This is a genomic window from Snodgrassella sp. M0110, from assembly GCF_016101465.1.
GTDB classification, from domain to species: Bacteria; Pseudomonadota; Gammaproteobacteria; order Burkholderiales; family Neisseriaceae; genus Snodgrassella; species Snodgrassella alvi.
Genome location: NZ_JACFQM010000012.1, coordinates 16,435 through 32,411, shown reverse-complemented (window position 1 = coordinate 32,411; position 15,977 = coordinate 16,435). Strand labels below are relative to the sequence as shown.

Annotated in this window: 13 protein-coding genes; 8 read left to right on the top strand and 5 right to left on the bottom strand. The window is 40.1% G+C overall.

All coding sequences use genetic code 11. The features are described from left to right. Nucleotides 1–41 precede the first annotated feature (41 nt). The 4 genes from H3T84_RS11130 (at nt 42) to H3T84_RS11115 (ending at nt 5,327) form a co-directional block, all read left to right on the top strand. Nucleotides 42–521, top strand: coding sequence for a toxin-activating lysine-acyltransferase (locus tag H3T84_RS11130; protein WP_198219140.1), 480 nt, complete (start codon nt 42–44; stop codon nt 519–521). Nucleotides 522–622: 101 nt separating this feature from the next. After that, complete coding sequence (locus H3T84_RS11125) at nt 623–3,847, top strand: autotransporter outer membrane beta-barrel domain-containing protein (RefSeq protein ID WP_198219160.1); 3,225 nt, start codon at nt 623–625, stop codon at nt 3,845–3,847. A gap of 1,015 nt (nt 3,848–4,862) precedes the next feature. Beyond that, on the top strand, nt 4,863–5,003 hold the full coding sequence (locus tag H3T84_RS11120) for a hypothetical protein (RefSeq protein WP_198219139.1): 141 nt from the start codon (nt 4,863–4,865) through the stop codon (nt 5,001–5,003). Nucleotides 5,004–5,081: 78 nt separating this feature from the next. After that, nucleotides 5,082–5,327, top strand: coding sequence for a hypothetical protein (locus tag H3T84_RS11115; protein ID WP_198219138.1), 246 nt, complete (start codon nt 5,082–5,084; stop codon nt 5,325–5,327). A 193-nt stretch (nt 5,328–5,520) separates the two neighbouring features. Here H3T84_RS11115 and pgl read toward each other — a convergent pair whose 3' ends face one another. Further along, entirely contained in the window at nt 5,521–6,219 is a 699-nt protein-coding gene (pgl, locus tag H3T84_RS11110) for a 6-phosphogluconolactonase (RefSeq protein ID WP_037473810.1), read from the bottom strand. 642 nt (nt 6,220–6,861) lie between these two features. Between pgl and lysS the strand changes: the two genes are divergently transcribed. Continuing rightward, nucleotides 6,862–8,385 (top strand): lysine--tRNA ligase, encoded by a 1,524-nt coding sequence (lysS, locus tag H3T84_RS11105; protein WP_174832805.1) that lies wholly within the window; start codon nt 6,862–6,864, stop codon nt 8,383–8,385. 64 nt (nt 8,386–8,449) lie between these two features. Here lysS and H3T84_RS11100 read toward each other — a convergent pair whose 3' ends face one another. After that, nucleotides 8,450–8,908 (bottom strand): FxsA family protein, encoded by a 459-nt coding sequence (locus tag H3T84_RS11100; protein WP_037475210.1) that lies wholly within the window; start codon nt 8,906–8,908, stop codon nt 8,450–8,452. 182 nt (nt 8,909–9,090) lie between these two features. Between H3T84_RS11100 and H3T84_RS11095 the strand changes: the two genes are divergently transcribed. From H3T84_RS11095 to H3T84_RS11085, 3 genes are all read left to right on the top strand, one after another. Beyond that, a complete protein-coding gene (locus H3T84_RS11095; RefSeq protein WP_232346187.1) occupies nt 9,091–9,837 on the top strand; it encodes a peptidoglycan DD-metalloendopeptidase family protein in 747 nt (248 codons plus the stop codon). Nucleotides 9,838–9,934: 97 nt separating this feature from the next. Continuing rightward, nucleotides 9,935–10,720, top strand: a complete 786-nt coding sequence (gene rsmA / locus H3T84_RS11090) for a 16S rRNA (adenine(1518)-N(6)/adenine(1519)-N(6))-dimethyltransferase RsmA (protein ID WP_174832809.1) — start codon at nt 9,935–9,937, stop codon at nt 10,718–10,720. Nucleotides 10,721–10,757: 37 nt separating this feature from the next. After that, entirely contained in the window at nt 10,758–11,486 is a 729-nt protein-coding gene (locus H3T84_RS11085; protein WP_100116523.1) for an amino acid ABC transporter ATP-binding protein, read from the top strand. Between the two features lie 145 nt (nt 11,487–11,631). On the opposite strand, the gene metF is transcribed toward H3T84_RS11085, so the two are convergent. The 3 genes from metF to H3T84_RS11070 all read right to left on the bottom strand — a co-directional run bounded on the left by metF (nt 11,632) and on the right by H3T84_RS11070 (nt 15,976). Next, on the bottom strand, nt 11,632–12,465 hold the full coding sequence (metF, locus tag H3T84_RS11080; RefSeq protein ID WP_037475201.1) for a methylenetetrahydrofolate reductase [NAD(P)H]: 834 nt from the start codon (nt 12,463–12,465) through the stop codon (nt 11,632–11,634). A 150-nt stretch (nt 12,466–12,615) separates the two neighbouring features. After that, entirely contained in the window at nt 12,616–13,887 is a 1,272-nt protein-coding gene (locus H3T84_RS11075) for a sigma-54 dependent transcriptional regulator (RefSeq protein ID WP_037475198.1), read from the bottom strand. Continuing rightward, nucleotides 13,874–15,976, bottom strand: coding sequence for an ATP-binding protein (locus H3T84_RS11070; protein WP_037475195.1), 2,103 nt, complete (start codon nt 15,974–15,976; stop codon nt 13,874–13,876). The genes H3T84_RS11075 and H3T84_RS11070 overlap by 14 nt, the downstream gene beginning before the upstream one ends. Nucleotide 15,977 lies beyond the last annotated feature (1 nt).

Below are 15,977 nucleotides of genomic sequence, written 5' to 3'. Positions count from 1 at the left end.
TTTCCTTGTTGTTTTGATCTAATTGAATGAAGAAGAATGAAATGTCAGCCTTTCAGAATGAATCAATTCGAGTAATAGCTCCAAGTATTTTTCCAAATTCAACCTGGAATGATGCGGAAGTTCTAGGTGCTATGATTTGGTTGTGGAGTAAAAATACTGACTATCAAAGGGCTGCATTAGACAGTGCTTTAGGGATTTTATTACCGATTATTAAATCAAAAAACTTTGCTTTAGTTATTAGAGATAACAAGCCAGTAGGGTATATGAATTGGGCGTATTTTAATAATGAGGAGGAAAATTTATATTTGAATCAGGCATTAGATTATGTGAATTTTATTGAATGTAATCATGAGAATGATCAAGTTAAGAAATTATGGATCTTAACTTTTTTTTGTCCGTTCGGATTGGAAAATGTTTTATTAACAAAATCTATATATAAAATGGTTTTAAAAAATCAATTGTGTTATTACGGTTATCATAAATCAAAAGCCAAAACTATAGTAAAAACAATTCAATGTTAATTTTATATTAAATATTTTGATTTTCTAAATAAATCAAAATGAAATTATTTAAAGTCAGCAAATAAAATTATGTTAATTTATTGCTGTTAAGAGGGATAATCATGAATAAAATTTATCAAACTAAATTTAATAAATTAACAGGCACTACTGTTGCTTGTTCTGAGCTTGTAAAACGAGCTTGTAAAGTTACTGCAACTGTTTCATTTCTGGCCGCTTCAACTACAGCTTTTGCTGATGATTGTACCAGTGACACCAATGGATCATATTTGGTCGGTGATAAAAATGGGGTAAATAGCAGTTGTAATAATATTGCTGCAAATGATAATCCCGTTGAGCAATCTGGTAATGCGGAGTTTTATATTCTTACCAGAAGCAAATTACATGGGACACTTAAAGTAGGCGATAATGTATTAAATGCTAATGTCAATGGTAGTTATACGGGATTGGGCAATCAATATTCTTATGGTTATAACGGCGCTAAAATTGAAGCGGGTAATCTGGATTTTACAATTAACGGTAATGGTAATATTCAGGGGATATCTTCACATTCTGGTGTTGATATAACTGCTGGAAATGTGACTTTAAATATCACCGATAATTATACTGGTAATAACTCAAGTGATGGTGTTGCCTCTTATGGCATACTTGCTGGTTCAACAGTTAATTCTAGTGAAACTAATTCAACTAGCGGTAAATATACTACTATAGAAGTTAATAAGTTAACAATTAATCAAACTACTAAAGGCAATGGTGGTAAAGCTACGCCTATATTGAATAATGGTATTCGAGTGATTCAGGGTGCTGCTAATGGTCATCAAGGAGATGGTTCAGCAGGCAGGGTTATTGTAAATGGTGATTTAGACATGACTTTAACCGGGAATCGCGCAATTGGTATTTATGTATCAGGGAATAAAAATAATCATGGTGATGCTGAAAGTGAAGGTCCTAATGGTGAACTGACACCAATTGTGGTACTGAATGGCGAAAATAACTACATTACTATTAAAAAAGGCGATGAGCTTAACAATAAGAATCAGCAATGGGACAGCTCTGCTGTTAAATTGGGGAAAGTACGTAACACGGGTTCCGGTGCTGGTATTCTGGAATCTCATCACAATTTATATATTGATACAACCGATGCATTGCATGGCAGCGGTATTAAAATGTTACGCAATTCTGTTTTGAAAGCAGATTATGCTGACAGTAGCACTACCATCAAAACCAATGGATATGCGCTGGAAATTGGGACTCATGATGATAAGAACAGTAGCGGGAAACTAGAACAGGCAGCTTCAAAAAATGTAATGGCCAGTTTCAAAAATGCTGTATTTACTACTACCGGTACAAGTATGGATCCCAATGTCAGCGGATCAGTCGGCCGAAAAGATTTAATTTTTGTTGATCAGGGGCAGGTAAATACCGTTTTGAATTTTTCCGGTGATAAGACTGATCTTACTGCCAATGATAACGGATATATTCTTAATGTAAGTGGTAATTATACTGCAGACGGTTATGAATTTTTTTCTAATACTTATGATGAAGCAGGTAATGAAAAAGGACATGAAGACTATCAGGCTTCTTCTGTGACATTTAATGCATATGGTAAAGGAAGTATGACTGGATTAGTGTCAAAAGGTGCAGTTAAAACTGAAGAAAATCAAAAATCGGATAATAGCGCTGGTGAACCAACTCTTAATCTGAATCTGTCTGACGGATTTACCTGGAATTTAAAGAAAAACGGGTCAGAAAATACAGCAAAATTTAACAAGCTTACCTTAAGTAACGGTGCAGTTCTTAATGCAGCATGGGACGACGGTGGCGGAAATAATTTTATTTTGGAGGGAGATGTTGAAAACAAAGGCGGCATCATCAGTCTGGATAATAAAAACCATGCTAAGTATGATGATCATTTAACGATAACCGGCGATTACACTAGCAGTGATGACGGTTCATCTGTGGTAAAAATAAATACCCTTTGGAATGCTCCGGGGGGTGAGGATGGTGAGAATTCGGATTCAGATAAGCTAACTATCTTAGGTGCTGCTTTCGGTGTGACGCAGGTTGTGGCTGTAGATAAAGATGGAAACGAAAATATAATTGATGGTAATGTTAAACAAGTCGAGCATATTCTTAACACTATTCCTGTAATTAATGTTGGTGTTCATGATGATCATATGGCTTTCCAAGGTACTGCAAAAACCTCGGGAGCTACTGAAGTTCAGTTGGCTAAGCGACAAAACGGTAATGGTGATGACTATTATTGGACCATGGAGGCTAAAAGAAAAGATACCGAAGAACCGGGAAAAGTCATTTATGCAGATGCAGTAGCTGGTTATGTGGCTATGCCCCGTGTGAATCAGGAACAGGTTTTTGCGAGTGTCGGTACTCTGCATGAACGTCGTGGGGCATATCTGAATGCTGATGCAGAAAATTGTTCTAACTGTGAAAATCAGTCTGATAAATTTATTCATGGACAGACTTGGAGCAGAATTTACGGTAAACATCTGAAGCAAGACGGTAAAGATCGGCTGAACTTAGATACGGACATTGCCGGTATTCAAATAGGGCATGATTTTCTGAATAAATTCAATGATAATGGCAGCCATAATCATACTGGAGTCTATATTGCTTACAGTAGAGGCAATACAGATTTTTCAGATGAATATCATTCAGAGAATGGCTTAATTTCCGCGGACAAATATACCGGTAAAGGTAAATCCGATGCTGTTAGTGTTGGCGTTACGAATACTTTCTATATGCCGAATAATAGTTATGTGGATTTGGTGGGACAAGTATCTTATTTACACAACAAATATATAGCACGTGACGGGAATAATCCGGATAGCCAGAATGGATGGGGTGTTGCACTTTCAGCAGAGGCCGGACGGGCATTTGAATTAGGTAAATCAGCTTCTGTCACCGGAAGCTGGAAGATTGAGCCACAGGTTCAACTGGTTTATCAGTATATCGATCTGGATAGTTTTAACGATAAATATCGTCAAGTTGATCAGAATGGTCAGGATGCATTACGTGGCAGAGTCGGCGTTCGGCTGGGGTATGATGGGGTTAATGCAAATGCCAGACCAGTCACTTTTTATGCTATAGGTAATATTTGGCATGACTTTATTAATCCGGGCAGTGTTGATATAGGTAAGGACAGTTTACGTGAAAAATATGCAAAAACCTGGGGTGAAGTAGGTCTTGGGCTTAAAATCGCTCTGGCAAAAAATAGCTTTATTAATAGTGATATACGCTATGAGCACGATTTTGGTAGCACTAAACGAGAAGGTTATCGCGGTAACTTGTCTGTTGAGCATAGATGGTAATATTGGATTAATTAGTATGGCTATGTTTAAGCTAAAATAAATTTTTAATCTTTGGTGATAAATACGTGTTCAGCATTTTTTGGCTAAACACGTATTTTTTATGTTTTAGTCGGAATTAAGTATATTCTGCTTGATATTTAAATAAAAATAGCTATTTAGTTTCTGCTAAATTTTTCTGATCAAGAAAATATTTTATTAATTAATTTATAAAATTATGTTCTTAATTATATCTTAAATTTAATAGGTAGATTTTCACCATTATTATTAGTTACTTTATAGATTTAATCATTATTCTGTAATAAATGTCGAAAGAATAATTAGATAATATTTTCTGAACAGGATCAGTTTATTTGATTAAAAATATTATCTATATTAGTAGTTTAAAATAAAGTACACATTTCTTATTCGGGCATATTTAAATTTATGATTTTAAGGTTTTTAATATAATGTTAATGTATAAATTATATTATTTAGTATTTTACCAATATAATAAAATTTTTGTCGTTATTGTATATACGATTGATAAAGGTGCAAAACTTTAAATAAAGATACATGCAGAATAAAAAATAATTATTTTTTCAATCATATTTATTAAATAATAAATAATTTTTTATATACATGAAATAGTAGTGAGGAAAATCAAATGGTAGATACTAAAAACCAATTAAACCAAATTCAGTATAAAATATCCAATTGTACTTGTGCATTGTTTTTTTGGATTTGATCGCATGCTTGATTATCCATATTTTTTAAAATTGCTGATTATTTAAGAAAATTGGGTTGCGAAGTATATACTCCTGCTGTTTCTGCTACGAATACACCTAAAGAACGTGATGAGCAGCTACTTGCTGAAGTTAGAAAAATTCTAAGAAAAAGCGGTGCTGAAAAAGTTAATTTGATCGGACATTGTTAGGATTCACCTACCCGTCGTTATGTTGCAGTTCTGCATTCGGCATTGGTAGGTTTTGTAACTTCTGTAATTGTAAACAGTACTAATTTGATTGTTGAATTATTTATGAAACTGATCAGTTTATTAAGCACTAAATCACTGTTACCTCAGGATTTTAAAGGTTCACTAAAAAATCTGTCTACCGAAGGTACAAACGAATTTAATAAAAAATATCCGCAAGGTCTGCAAGCAACATGGGGTGGATAGGGTAAAGAGCTGGAAACTAATGGTGTTTACTATTATTTATGGAGTGGTATCATCAAATTGAATGCCGTCAATGAGGGTTTGAATATTCTAGATCATACGCATGCTATTTTGGTAGCATTGGGTGCATTCTTCAAAAAAGAACGTAAACAGAATAATGGATTAGTTGGCCGTTATGCTACTCACCTGGGTAGGGTTATTGGTTCTGACTATCAAATGGACCATCCGGACGTAATCAATCAGCTTGCTGGTGCGCACCCAACGAAACCTGATCCGTTAAAACTGTATTTAGATCACGCTGCGCGTTTGCATTTTAAAGGGCTGTAATCAGTCAAAATACAATTATTATAAAAATATATGCTATTTAAATAATTTTCTTGCACAATCTTGATGGAATTTATCGGGATGTATATAGGTACTGAATCCTGTTGCTTTTACAGGATTCAGTTTTTTTATATTTGTTTATCTATATTTTAATTGCTGCTTTCTTAATCATCCGGCCGGTTTATGGAGTATGTTTTTACTGAGCCAGGTAAATTTGTAACGGACATTTTTGCTGGTGCAGAACAGCTCTGATCGGCATGTCATTACTGTTGGTACCAGCCAATGCCTGTTGCAGGACATGCTGTTGTTTTTTCCCGGAAAGTTGTAAATATAAATGCTTACTGTTCAATATTACTGGCAAAGTCAGGGAAATACGATCATGCGGTGCTGTTAGCGGTTTCATGTCTATTACCATTCTGTCCGAATGCATATCCAGACCTTTGGTCAGGTTTTCGGCATGAGGGAAAAGCGATGCAGTATGTCCGTCATCTCCCATACCCAATACCAGTACATCTATAGGCAAGGGTAAGAATTGTTGTAAACGGGCTTGTATCTCGTCTACTCCGTCATAAGGATTCTCAGCTACTGTTTTGAGACTGATAAAGTGTGCTGTCCGGGCTTTATTCTGGAGTAGATGAGTATGAATGAGCCGTTCATTGCTGTCTTCGTGGTGTTTATCTACCCAGCGCTCATCTACAAGGGTGATATACACTTTATCCCACGCCAGTTGTGTTTTGCTCAGTATCTGAAACAGTTCGACTGGTGCCGGACCGCCAGAAACTGCCAGTGAAGCACAATTACGCAGATTAATTGCATTTTGTAGGTTGGCGGTGATGGCTGTAGCCAGAGCTGTATTCATCGCGGTGGGAGTATCATATAAGTGCAGCTGATACATGCTCGTCTCCTGAGAAGGAATGTTTGGTTTGATTGGTGGTACTGCGATAAAGTTAATGTATTTGCTGTTAAATTTATTATTCGCCACCGGTAGGTTAATGAGTTGTATTTCATGTAATTATTATTAAATCAAAAAATTGTCTGCTGATATTTCGTACAGTTACCTGTATACACTACAGGATAAGGTTTAAATATCTGAATGGAGATAATTGTATATTTTAATTAAATGTCATTTAAATTATAAATATCTCACCACGTTTTATCTTGACTATTGTTTGCTAATTTAAGATTTATGCAGGCTTATTTTGCTGTTTTAGTTGCTAAGCAATATTGCCGTTGTCAATTTGTCTGAGCGGGCTATTATGCTGTGGTTATTGATGAGTAATGATTTATCTGTTTAGGATAATATTTGCAGTTTTTGTTACTTGATGGTGTTAAGTTGTTGTAATTGTCCGCCGGAACTTCTTCGGGCAATGTTGGATTGTTGTAACTGGGGCAGGTGTTTTAGATGTCAAACTGGCTGTTTTGACTTAGAATAGACGGTTATTTCTAATTTATTATTGCCTGAATTTTATACTATGCTCAATGGTGTCAGGCGGGCAGTTGCTTGTTGATAACAACTGCATATAGTATGAGGATACATATGAGTGAACAGCAGAATGCGCCGGTAGCTGCCGCGCAAGAAGAACAACTGGATGAAAATCAGATTATGGCACACCGCCGTGAGAAGCTAACGGCAATTCGTGCCGAAGGGGTTGCTTTTCCGAATGATTTCAAGCGGGATGCTTTTGCCGGAGATTTGCATCAGCTTTATGATGAGTTTGATAAAGATATACTGGCAGAAAAGGCAATTCCGGTAAAAGTGGCCGGACGTATCATGCTAAAACGTCACATGGGAAAGGCCAGTTTTGCCACCATTCAGGATATGACCGGACGTATTCAGCTGTATATTAATAATCAGGGGATTGGTGAACAGGCTCATAATGCTTTCAAGCACTGGGATCTGGGTGATATTGTCGGTGCTGAAGGTGAACTGATGAAAACCAATCACGGTGAGCTGACAGTGCGAGTATCCGGTCTGCGACTGCTGACTAAGTCTTTGCGGCCATTACCGGACAAGTTTCACGGTTTGGCTGATCAGGAGCAGAAATATCGGCAGCGGTATGTGGATTTGATTACCAATGAGCAGACGCGTGCCACTTTTGTGAAACGGAGCCGGATTATTCAGGCAGTACGAAATGTGATGGTAAGTGAACGTTATCTGGAAGTAGAAACGCCAATGATGCATCCGATTCCGGGCGGTGCTACGGCAAAGCCGTTTGTTACGCATCATAATGCTCTGGATATGGATTTATTTTTACGTGTAGCACCTGAGCTTTATCTGAAACGGCTGGTTGTGGGTGGTCTGGAGCGTGTGTTTGAAATTAACCGTAATTTCCGCAATGAAGGGATGAGTACGCGTCATAATCCGGAATTCACTATGATGGAGTTTTATGAGGCTTATGGTGATTACCGGCGCATGATGGATATGACGGAAAAGGTAATTCGTGCCGCGGCTATTGAAGCAACAGGCAGTGCGGTAGTGAGTTATAACGGTAAAGAGGTAGATTTAAGCCAGCCGTTTGCTCGTATGACTATTGTAGAAGCAATTAAACATTTTAATCCGCAGTATACAGATGAGCAGCTGGCAGATGAGGCATGGCTGAAAGCTGAAATAAAGAAATTGGGCGGGGCTTTGCCTGTTGCTCAGGGCGTCGGTAGTTTGCAGCTGGCATTGTTTGAGGAATGCGCGGAAGCACAATTATGGCAGCCGACATTTATTGTGGATTATCCTGTAGAAGTTTCACCGCTGGCGCGTGCATCAGATACCAAACCGGGCTTAACTGAGCGTTTTGAACTATTTGTGGTCGGACGTGAGCTGGCTAACGGTTATTCAGAATTAAATGATCCTGAAGATCAGGCTGCGCGTTTCAAAGCTCAGGTAGCACAGCTGGACGCCGGTGATGATGAAGCAATGCATTACGATGCGGATTATATTCGGGCTATGGAATATGGTTTACCACCAACCGGTGGCTGTGGTATTGGTATGGATCGTCTGATAATGTTGCTCACAGATGCTCAAACGATACGTGATGTTATTCTGTTTCCGCAAATGCGTTTAGAGTAATCAGCATTATTGTTACGTAATGAAAAAGCCGCTGGATAAATTCCGTGCGGCTTTTGATTTATGGTTATTCGGGCGGAAGGTGTTGTTGTGTGCCGGAATGACGGGTTTGTTCGTTATCGGTTTCAACTGTGAATTCACCTTCGATAATGTCTTCTTGTCCGGCTTGTGATGAACCGGAGAAGGAATGGTTTGGTCCAGTCTGAGATTTGCCGCTAATGGGTAATAATAACAGGGCTGCAAATATATCGGAAACAAATCCGGGGCTAATAAGCAAAATGGCGGCAAGTATGTATCGAACAGGCCATAATAGCTGGTAAAGCGATACATTGTTGCCGGTACGAATGGTGGCCATGGCAAGAAATAAGCCGGATAGGCCTATATTGCGCAGCATAAAAATACCGCAGAAAATCGACAGTAAAATGATAAACAGTGTCCAACCACCACCAATCAGATTGCTAACCAGAATAATGGAAATAACTTCCAGTGCCGCCAGTATCGGTAATGCCCAGCCTATGTAACGCATGTAAGTTTCCCTTTTTAGCTATAACAATTTTTACAGATGGTTGCAGGAGCGGGGAATTCAATATGGCAATCACAAAATGGATATATTTGCCGACAACTTAGAAGGTAAAAGCTATGTTAATATCAACTGCAAAGTAATTTAAAATTATGCTTTATGCATTTTTCGGAGTTTGGATAAATTAAATGATGCAGGTATGGAAACTGAACGGAATATTATGGCGGTCTGGTTTATCTTTGCTGCTGGGCGGCAGTTTGTTGCTGGGCGGATGTACCAGTAACAGTAATCCGGCTAAGGCACCGGTAATGAATGGTAGTGCGCAAAATGGTTATTACCGGGTTCAGCGCGGAGATACGTTATATCGCATTGGTTTACGTTTTAATCAGGATGTGAATACTTTAGTTCGCTGGAATAATCTGGCCAATCCTCATGCTATTGAAGTAGGGCAGTTGATTCGCGTACGTAAACCAACTACTGCCTCAGGCTCAGGTAATTCTTCCAGCGTTAAACGGCAGCCTGGTCGTGTTGCACCTAAACCGGATACCGGAACGACTACAACAGCTGCTCCTGATATTCGTTTGCGATGGCCGGTGCAGGGCAAAGTAATCAGTACATTTAATGGTCAGACGCAAAAGGGTATTGATATTGCCGGTAGCCGTGGTACGCCGGTTAAAGCAGCTGCAGCGGGTACAGTACAGTATGCCGGAGAGGAGTTGCGCGGATATGGCAAGCTGGTGCTGATCAAGCATAGTAACAGTACGATGACAGCCTATGCATATAATGATTCCTTGAAAGTTGTTAATGGGCAGAAAGTTCAGGCCGGACAGACAATCGCAACAATGGGAGATAGCGGAACTACTGGTGTAAAACTGCATTTTGAGGTTCGAGTGAATAGTAAGGCGGTTAATCCTTTACATTATCTGGCAAATTAAACACATGCAGTTGCTGGTGGTTTAATCAAAGGGAATTGTGCCGGTTAATCTGGCTGCCGGTTTTATCTTATAATTGGGCAAAATTGAAGGAATTGATATGAAAGAACATCGTGCCCGCAAACGTTTTGGCCAGAATTTCCTGCAGGATAAAAGTATCATTCAGGATATTGTGCGTGCAGTTCGTCCACAGCCTGAGGATACGGTCATTGAAATTGGTCCCGGTCTGGCAGCAATTACAGAACCTCTTGCTATGACCGTAAATAAACTGCATGTGATTGAGATTGATCGTGATATTGTAGCTCGATTACGTACGCTGCCATTTGCATCAAAGCTATTAATTCATGAGGGTGATGTCCTGCAATTCGATTTTAATACTGTACCCGGTAAAAAAAAGATTGTTGGTAACTTGCCGTATAATATTTCTACGCCGTTATTGTTTCGTTTTGGTCAGTATGCTGATGATATTATAGATATGCACTTTATGCTGCAAAAAGAAGTGGTTGAACGTATGGTGGCAGTGGCAGGCAGTAATGATTACGGGCGTTTAAGTGTCATGCTGCAGTATTTTTTTGAGATGGAAAATTTACTTAATGTGCCGCCTCGGGCCTTTATACCTGCACCAAAGGTAGATTCAGCTGTGGTACGAATGATTCCGCAGCGTGGTCGCATTGGTATTGCTGAGGATTTTAATCATTTTGCAGCATTAGTCAAACAAGCTTTTCAACAGAGACGTAAAACTATTCATAATAATCTGAAAGAATCAGTAGACGATGCAGCATTGATGGCTGTAGGTATTGATCCCGGCAGCCGGCCAGAAAGGATTACGCCAGAGCTTTATGTGGCATTAAGTAATCATTTGTTGCACAATGGCGCTTCTGTCTGAATGATTAATGCAGACAGTTACAGGATGTGGGGAATACATGATTGAATTTAAGAATGTTCATAAATGGTTTAAAGATTTGCATGTTATTAATGGTGTGAATCTGACTGTTAGCCAGGGGGAAGTCGTAGTTGTATGCGGTCCTTCTGGCAGCGGTAAATCTACGCTGATTCGTACGGTAAATCAGCTTGAAAAAATCCAGCAGGGTGAAATCTGGGTTGACGGAATTAATGTTGCTGATCCGAAAGCTGATTTAAATCGGGTACGAACTGAGGTTGGTTTTGTATTTCAGCATTTTAATTTATATCCGCATCTTACAGTTCTGGAAAATATTATTTTGTCGCCGATGAAGGTGAAAAAACAAAGTCGCGTGCAGGCTGAAGCCAAAGCTAAGGAACTGCTGGCTAAAGTAGGGCTGGAACATAAATGCGATGCTTTTCCGCAGCAGTTGTCAGGCGGGCAGCAGCAGCGGGTTGCCATTGCCCGAGGACTGGCTATGGAACCAAGAGTAATGCTGTTTGATGAGCCGACTTCTGCTCTGGATCCGGAAATGATAGGTGAAGTGCTGAAGGTAATGAAGGATCTGGCACTTAGTGGGATGACGATGATGGTGGTCACACATGAAATGGGCTTTGCCCGAGAGGTGGCCGATCGGGTAGTATTTATTGATCATGGTGAAATTGTTGAAGAGGCTACACCGGAAGAGTTTTTCCTGCGTCCGCAACATGAACGCGCTCAACAGTTTCTGAACCAGTTATTAACACATTAGTATTATTGACTGTGTCGTGATTGTTTTAATTCAGATATCAATTTTTTATATTAGTTAATTAACGGCATGCATATAGCCCTGATCGTTGGTGTGACCAGGGCTTTTGTAATTTGGGCAGTAATTAGACATTTAAGTTTTATCTGATCTAATAGCCTAAGCGCTGACAGATGGTAGAAACGAGCCCTGCCTGATTCAGGGTATAAAAATGTAAACTGGGCGCTCCCTGTTGTAACAGGTGGTCACACATTTCAGTTACTACATCAAGTCCAAGTGCTTTGATTGATGCCGTATCATCAGCATAAGACTGGAGTTTCAGACGCAACCAGCGGGGAATTTCTGCGCCACAGGTTTCTGAAAAGCGGGCCAGTTTAGAAAAGCTGGCAATTGGCATGATGCCGGGAATAATTGGAATATCTATTCCTTTGCTCTGTACTTCGTCTACAAACCAGAAATAGCTGTCAGCATTGAAAAAATATTGGGTAATAGCTGAGTCAGCACCAGCCTGACATTTACGTACAAAATGATTGATATCATCTTCCGCACTGCGAGATTGAGGGTGGAACTCGGGGTAAGCGGCAATTTCAATATGAAACCAGTCATCAAATTCCTGACGGATAAGAGTAACCAGTTCATTTGCATAACGCAAACCCTGATGTCCGAAGCCCACGCCGGAAGGAACATCTCCGCGTAACGCCACAATATGGCGGATACCCATGTTTTTATAGGTTTGAAGTAGGCTAATCATTTCTTCACGACTGGCTCCGATACAGGCCAGATGAGGCGCAGCAGCCACTCCATCATTCATAATATCGGTAATTGTTTGCAGTGTACCGGATCTGGTAGTACCACCTGCTCCATAAGTACATGAAAAATATTCAGGTTGATATTGGCTTAACTGTTTGCGGGTGACAGCCAGTTTTCGCCGCCCCTCTTCGGTACGCGGTGGGAAAAATTCAAAGCTCAGCTTTGTAAAGCTCATGATTAAACAGCCTCTCCGTCAGTTATGGTTAGATATCTAACCATAACGTTTCAGACATGCTCAATCAATGTTTTATTGCAAATTTTCTTTGAAAAATCCGCTGAATAATATGAATAAAATTCATAATTAGATTCTAAACAGATTTTAGATTTATTTTTCTGCCTGACGGCGAGAAAACTGAATACCAAGCTGTTTGAGTTTACGATAAAGATGAGTTCGCTCCAGACCTACTTTCTGAGCTACTTTGCTCATATTATGGCCTTCCTGAGCAATATGGTATTCGAAATAGCGCCGCTCCAGGTCTTCACGGAGTTCGCGCAAAGGCAGATCAAAATTAAAGCCATTCATGATTTCATGAGGCTGATTATGTTTGAACTGATTCAGAATAGTACTGACGGCATTCACATCAATTTCATTATTTTCTGCAGTGAGCATCAGGCTTTTAACGACACCACGCAGTTGTTCCAGATTACCCGGCCAATTATACTGACGCATTTCATTCAAAGCTGCGGTTGTGAATTTTACGGGTGGAATTTTCTGGCTTTCTGCCAGCTCAGTGGTGATTTGTTCTACCAGAAATACCATGTCATCCAGTTGCAAACGTAATGGAGGAATAGCAACAATTAATGATGAGAGGGTATTAAGTAGTTTGGTATCCTGTAGCGGATCAGTAATCATTTCTTTGATTGACCTGCTGCAAACACAGATAATACGTGCATTGTAGCGATCTGCTTTGGTCAGGATAAAACTAATGCTTTGCTGAGTACTTTTACCGTATTGAGCTATATCACCCAGATAGAGTATACCACCGGTAGCTTTTTGCAATAATTCTATTGGAGCGTCAACAATTTGTTCTACTTTGGATGGTTCTACCCAAGGCGTTGCATTTTTATGAAAGGAACGTGCGACCAGCTCAAAAGGGGAGCCCAGCTCACCGGTCAGTAATACCGGGGTACTGAATTTTGCGATGCGTTCAAGTTGCTGATTCAGCTCTTTAATTGCAGGGCTGTGACCGAGTTTATCCAGTGTCAGGTTAGAAGCTGCCTGCATCTGCCCGTATTTTAAAGCACGGTCTACAGTACTCAGCAGTTTTTGCAAAGAAATGGGTTTTTCCAGAAAATCCAGTGCGCCAATTTTCGTAGCTTCTATAGCAGTATCAATGCTGGCATGACCGCTCATCATCACTACCGGCATAGTTAATTGCCCGGATTTTGCCCACTCTTTCAATAGGGTAATTCCATCGCAGTCTGGCATCCAGATGTCCAGCAATACCATAGCAGGACGGGTTTGCTGGCGTAGTTGGCGGGCAGTATCGGCATTTTCGGCTGTGGTGACGGTATAACCTTCATCTTGCAGGATTTCCGATAATAAATCACGGATACCTACTTCATCGTCAACAATTAAAATATCACTGCTTCGCATTTCTATTCACCTGTAATGGTAAGGTTATTTTGACACAAGCCAGTCCGTTTTTCTGATTACTGATTTGGATCCGCCCACCGTGTTCTTCAATAATTTTTTTTACTACTGGCAATCCCAGTCCGGTCCCACCGGGTTTATCTGTTACATATGGATCAAATGCATGTAGTAACATCTCCTGACTAAATGTTTTACCGTTATTACTTACGTAGAAAAGAATATGTTCGCCATTTAACTCGGTCAGTATGCTTACTTCAGGTGAGGCAGATGCTGCAGCTGCTTCTACTGCATTTTTAAGCAGATTATGAATAACCTGACGTAATGCTCCGCTGTCAGCGTTAACATTCATTACTATCTTACTCAAATTAACCGTAAATGTACAATTACTACCTTCATAAAGTACCAAAACTTCGCGTATTAATTCATTTAAATCAAGATTTGTGAATTTTAATGCTGGTGCCCGGGCATAGTTACGAAATGCCTCAACCATATCTTTCATTGCTGCTACCTGCCGGATAATGGTATTAGTGGCACGGCTTAGGATCTGTGCATCTGCTTCATTTAATTTATCCTGAAGTTTCCATGCCAGTCTTTCTGCCGATAATTGAATTGGTGTAAGCGGATTACGGATTTCGTGTGCTAGTCGCTGAGCAACCTCACCCCAGGCAGCTTCTTTCTGTGCACTGACCAGAGCCGTAACATCATCAAACACCAGTACAGTACCACCTCCACTGTCTTTAGGCAGAGGTGTGGCTTTCCCGAGTAATATTAAGGTTTCATCCTTATGATTATAGGTAATTTGTGCTGGTTTATTCTGATATTCTGTAGCCAGTATTTGCTGAAATACATCTGCCAGCATTGCAGTTTGCAGATTTTGTTCTGTAAGTTGGCTAATATTCTGCCCGAGTGCCGGAGACAGATTCTGGCCGAGGATGTTTTCTGCCATATGATTGAAAGTAATCACACATCTTTCTGGATTCAGAGTAACCACACCAGTAGTCAGGCTATTAAGAATATGTTCCAGATAATGTCTGGCCGCTTCCTGTTGCTCACGTGAATGGCGCAGCTGAATAGTCATATGGTTAAACAGGTCAGTTAATTTTCCCAGTTCATCGTTACGATAGATAGTTTGTTGTACGTCCAGATCACCTTTTGCAACAGCCCGGGCGCCATCTGCCAGTGACAGAATCGGTGCAACAAACTGGCGGGCAAAATACAATGCCACCAGCAGCGCCAGAATAATCGCCAGCAAAGTAGCCATTAGCAGAGTGGCCAGAAAAAAAGTCTGCAAACTTTCTTTTGTGAAGCTAAGTTCACCATATTTTGCTCGTGCTGCTTCAATTAGGGTTGCATCTTGTGCTACTTTGGCGGGAATTGGCTGGCGGAAAAACAGAACGTTATCGCTGTTATGTCCGGGTAAAATTAGCCAGCCCTGTGCATACAGAATATTATTAATACTTTCAATCTCACGTACAGAACCTGAGGTATGTAAGCGCTGAAGCAGATTTTGATTCAGATCAGGTGCAGACAGATGATGAGGATTGTATTCAGCTACAAGCTGGTTATTGTTTAAATTATGGATATTTAACTGACTGAACTGTTTGCTTTTGCCAGTTTGTTCAAGAACAGGTAACAGAGGCTGTTCCAGACCACTGGCAGCAATCAGGGCGATCTGAATATTGGCCGCCCGGCGAACAGTGTTGTCCAGCTCATAATCCAGAGCTGATTTACTCAGGCTGATACTGCGGTTTAGTGCTTCTTCAGTATCATTACCAAACCAGGAATGAATGCTGTGTGAAATAAACTGTGCAGATACTCCGAACAGAAATAAACCAGGTAATACAGCTACCAGGGTGAACATGGAAGCCAGACGCAATGCAATTTTGGAACCGAACTCCTGCCTGTGCCGGCTTTGCAGCAATTTCCACCAGTAAGAACCGGCCATCAGTGTCAGTGCCAGTACCAGTAGTGAGGCAAAGCCAAAAGCGAACCAGAAATATTGTGATAAAACACCAGCATTGCCGGTGGCAACCGCCAAAACATACAAGGTGACTACACAGAGTACTGCCATGACCAGAATCAGCCGTCTCATT

Bases quoted from the DNA above. Each gene is read 5' to 3' on its own strand.
- rsmA (WP_174832809.1), top strand. From the start codon at position 9,935: ATGAAAGAACATCGTGCCCGCAAACGTTTTGGCCAGAATTTCCTGCAG.
- H3T84_RS11100 (WP_037475210.1), bottom strand. From the start codon at position 8,908: ATGCGTTACATAGGCTGGGCATTACCGATACTGGCGGCACTGGAAGTT.
- H3T84_RS11095 (WP_232346187.1), top strand. From the start codon at position 9,091: ATGATGCAGGTATGGAAACTGAACGGAATATTATGGCGGTCTGGTTTA.
- H3T84_RS11120 (WP_198219139.1), top strand. From the start codon at position 4,863: ATGAAACTGATCAGTTTATTAAGCACTAAATCACTGTTACCTCAGGAT.
- H3T84_RS11075 (WP_037475198.1), bottom strand. From the start codon at position 13,887: ATGCGAAGCAGTGATATTTTAATTGTTGACGATGAAGTAGGTATCCGT.
- H3T84_RS11130 (WP_198219140.1), top strand. From the start codon at position 42: ATGTCAGCCTTTCAGAATGAATCAATTCGAGTAATAGCTCCAAGTATT.
- pgl (WP_037473810.1), bottom strand. From the start codon at position 6,219: ATGTATCAGCTGCACTTATATGATACTCCCACCGCGATGAATACAGCT.
- metF (WP_037475201.1), bottom strand. From the start codon at position 12,465: ATGAGCTTTACAAAGCTGAGCTTTGAATTTTTCCCACCGCGTACCGAA.
- H3T84_RS11085 (WP_100116523.1), top strand. From the start codon at position 10,758: ATGATTGAATTTAAGAATGTTCATAAATGGTTTAAAGATTTGCATGTT.
- lysS (WP_174832805.1), top strand. From the start codon at position 6,862: ATGAGTGAACAGCAGAATGCGCCGGTAGCTGCCGCGCAAGAAGAACAA.
- H3T84_RS11070 (WP_037475195.1), bottom strand. From the start codon at position 15,976: ATGAGACGGCTGATTCTGGTCATGGCAGTACTCTGTGTAGTCACCTTG.
- H3T84_RS11125 (WP_198219160.1), top strand. From the start codon at position 623: ATGAATAAAATTTATCAAACTAAATTTAATAAATTAACAGGCACTACT.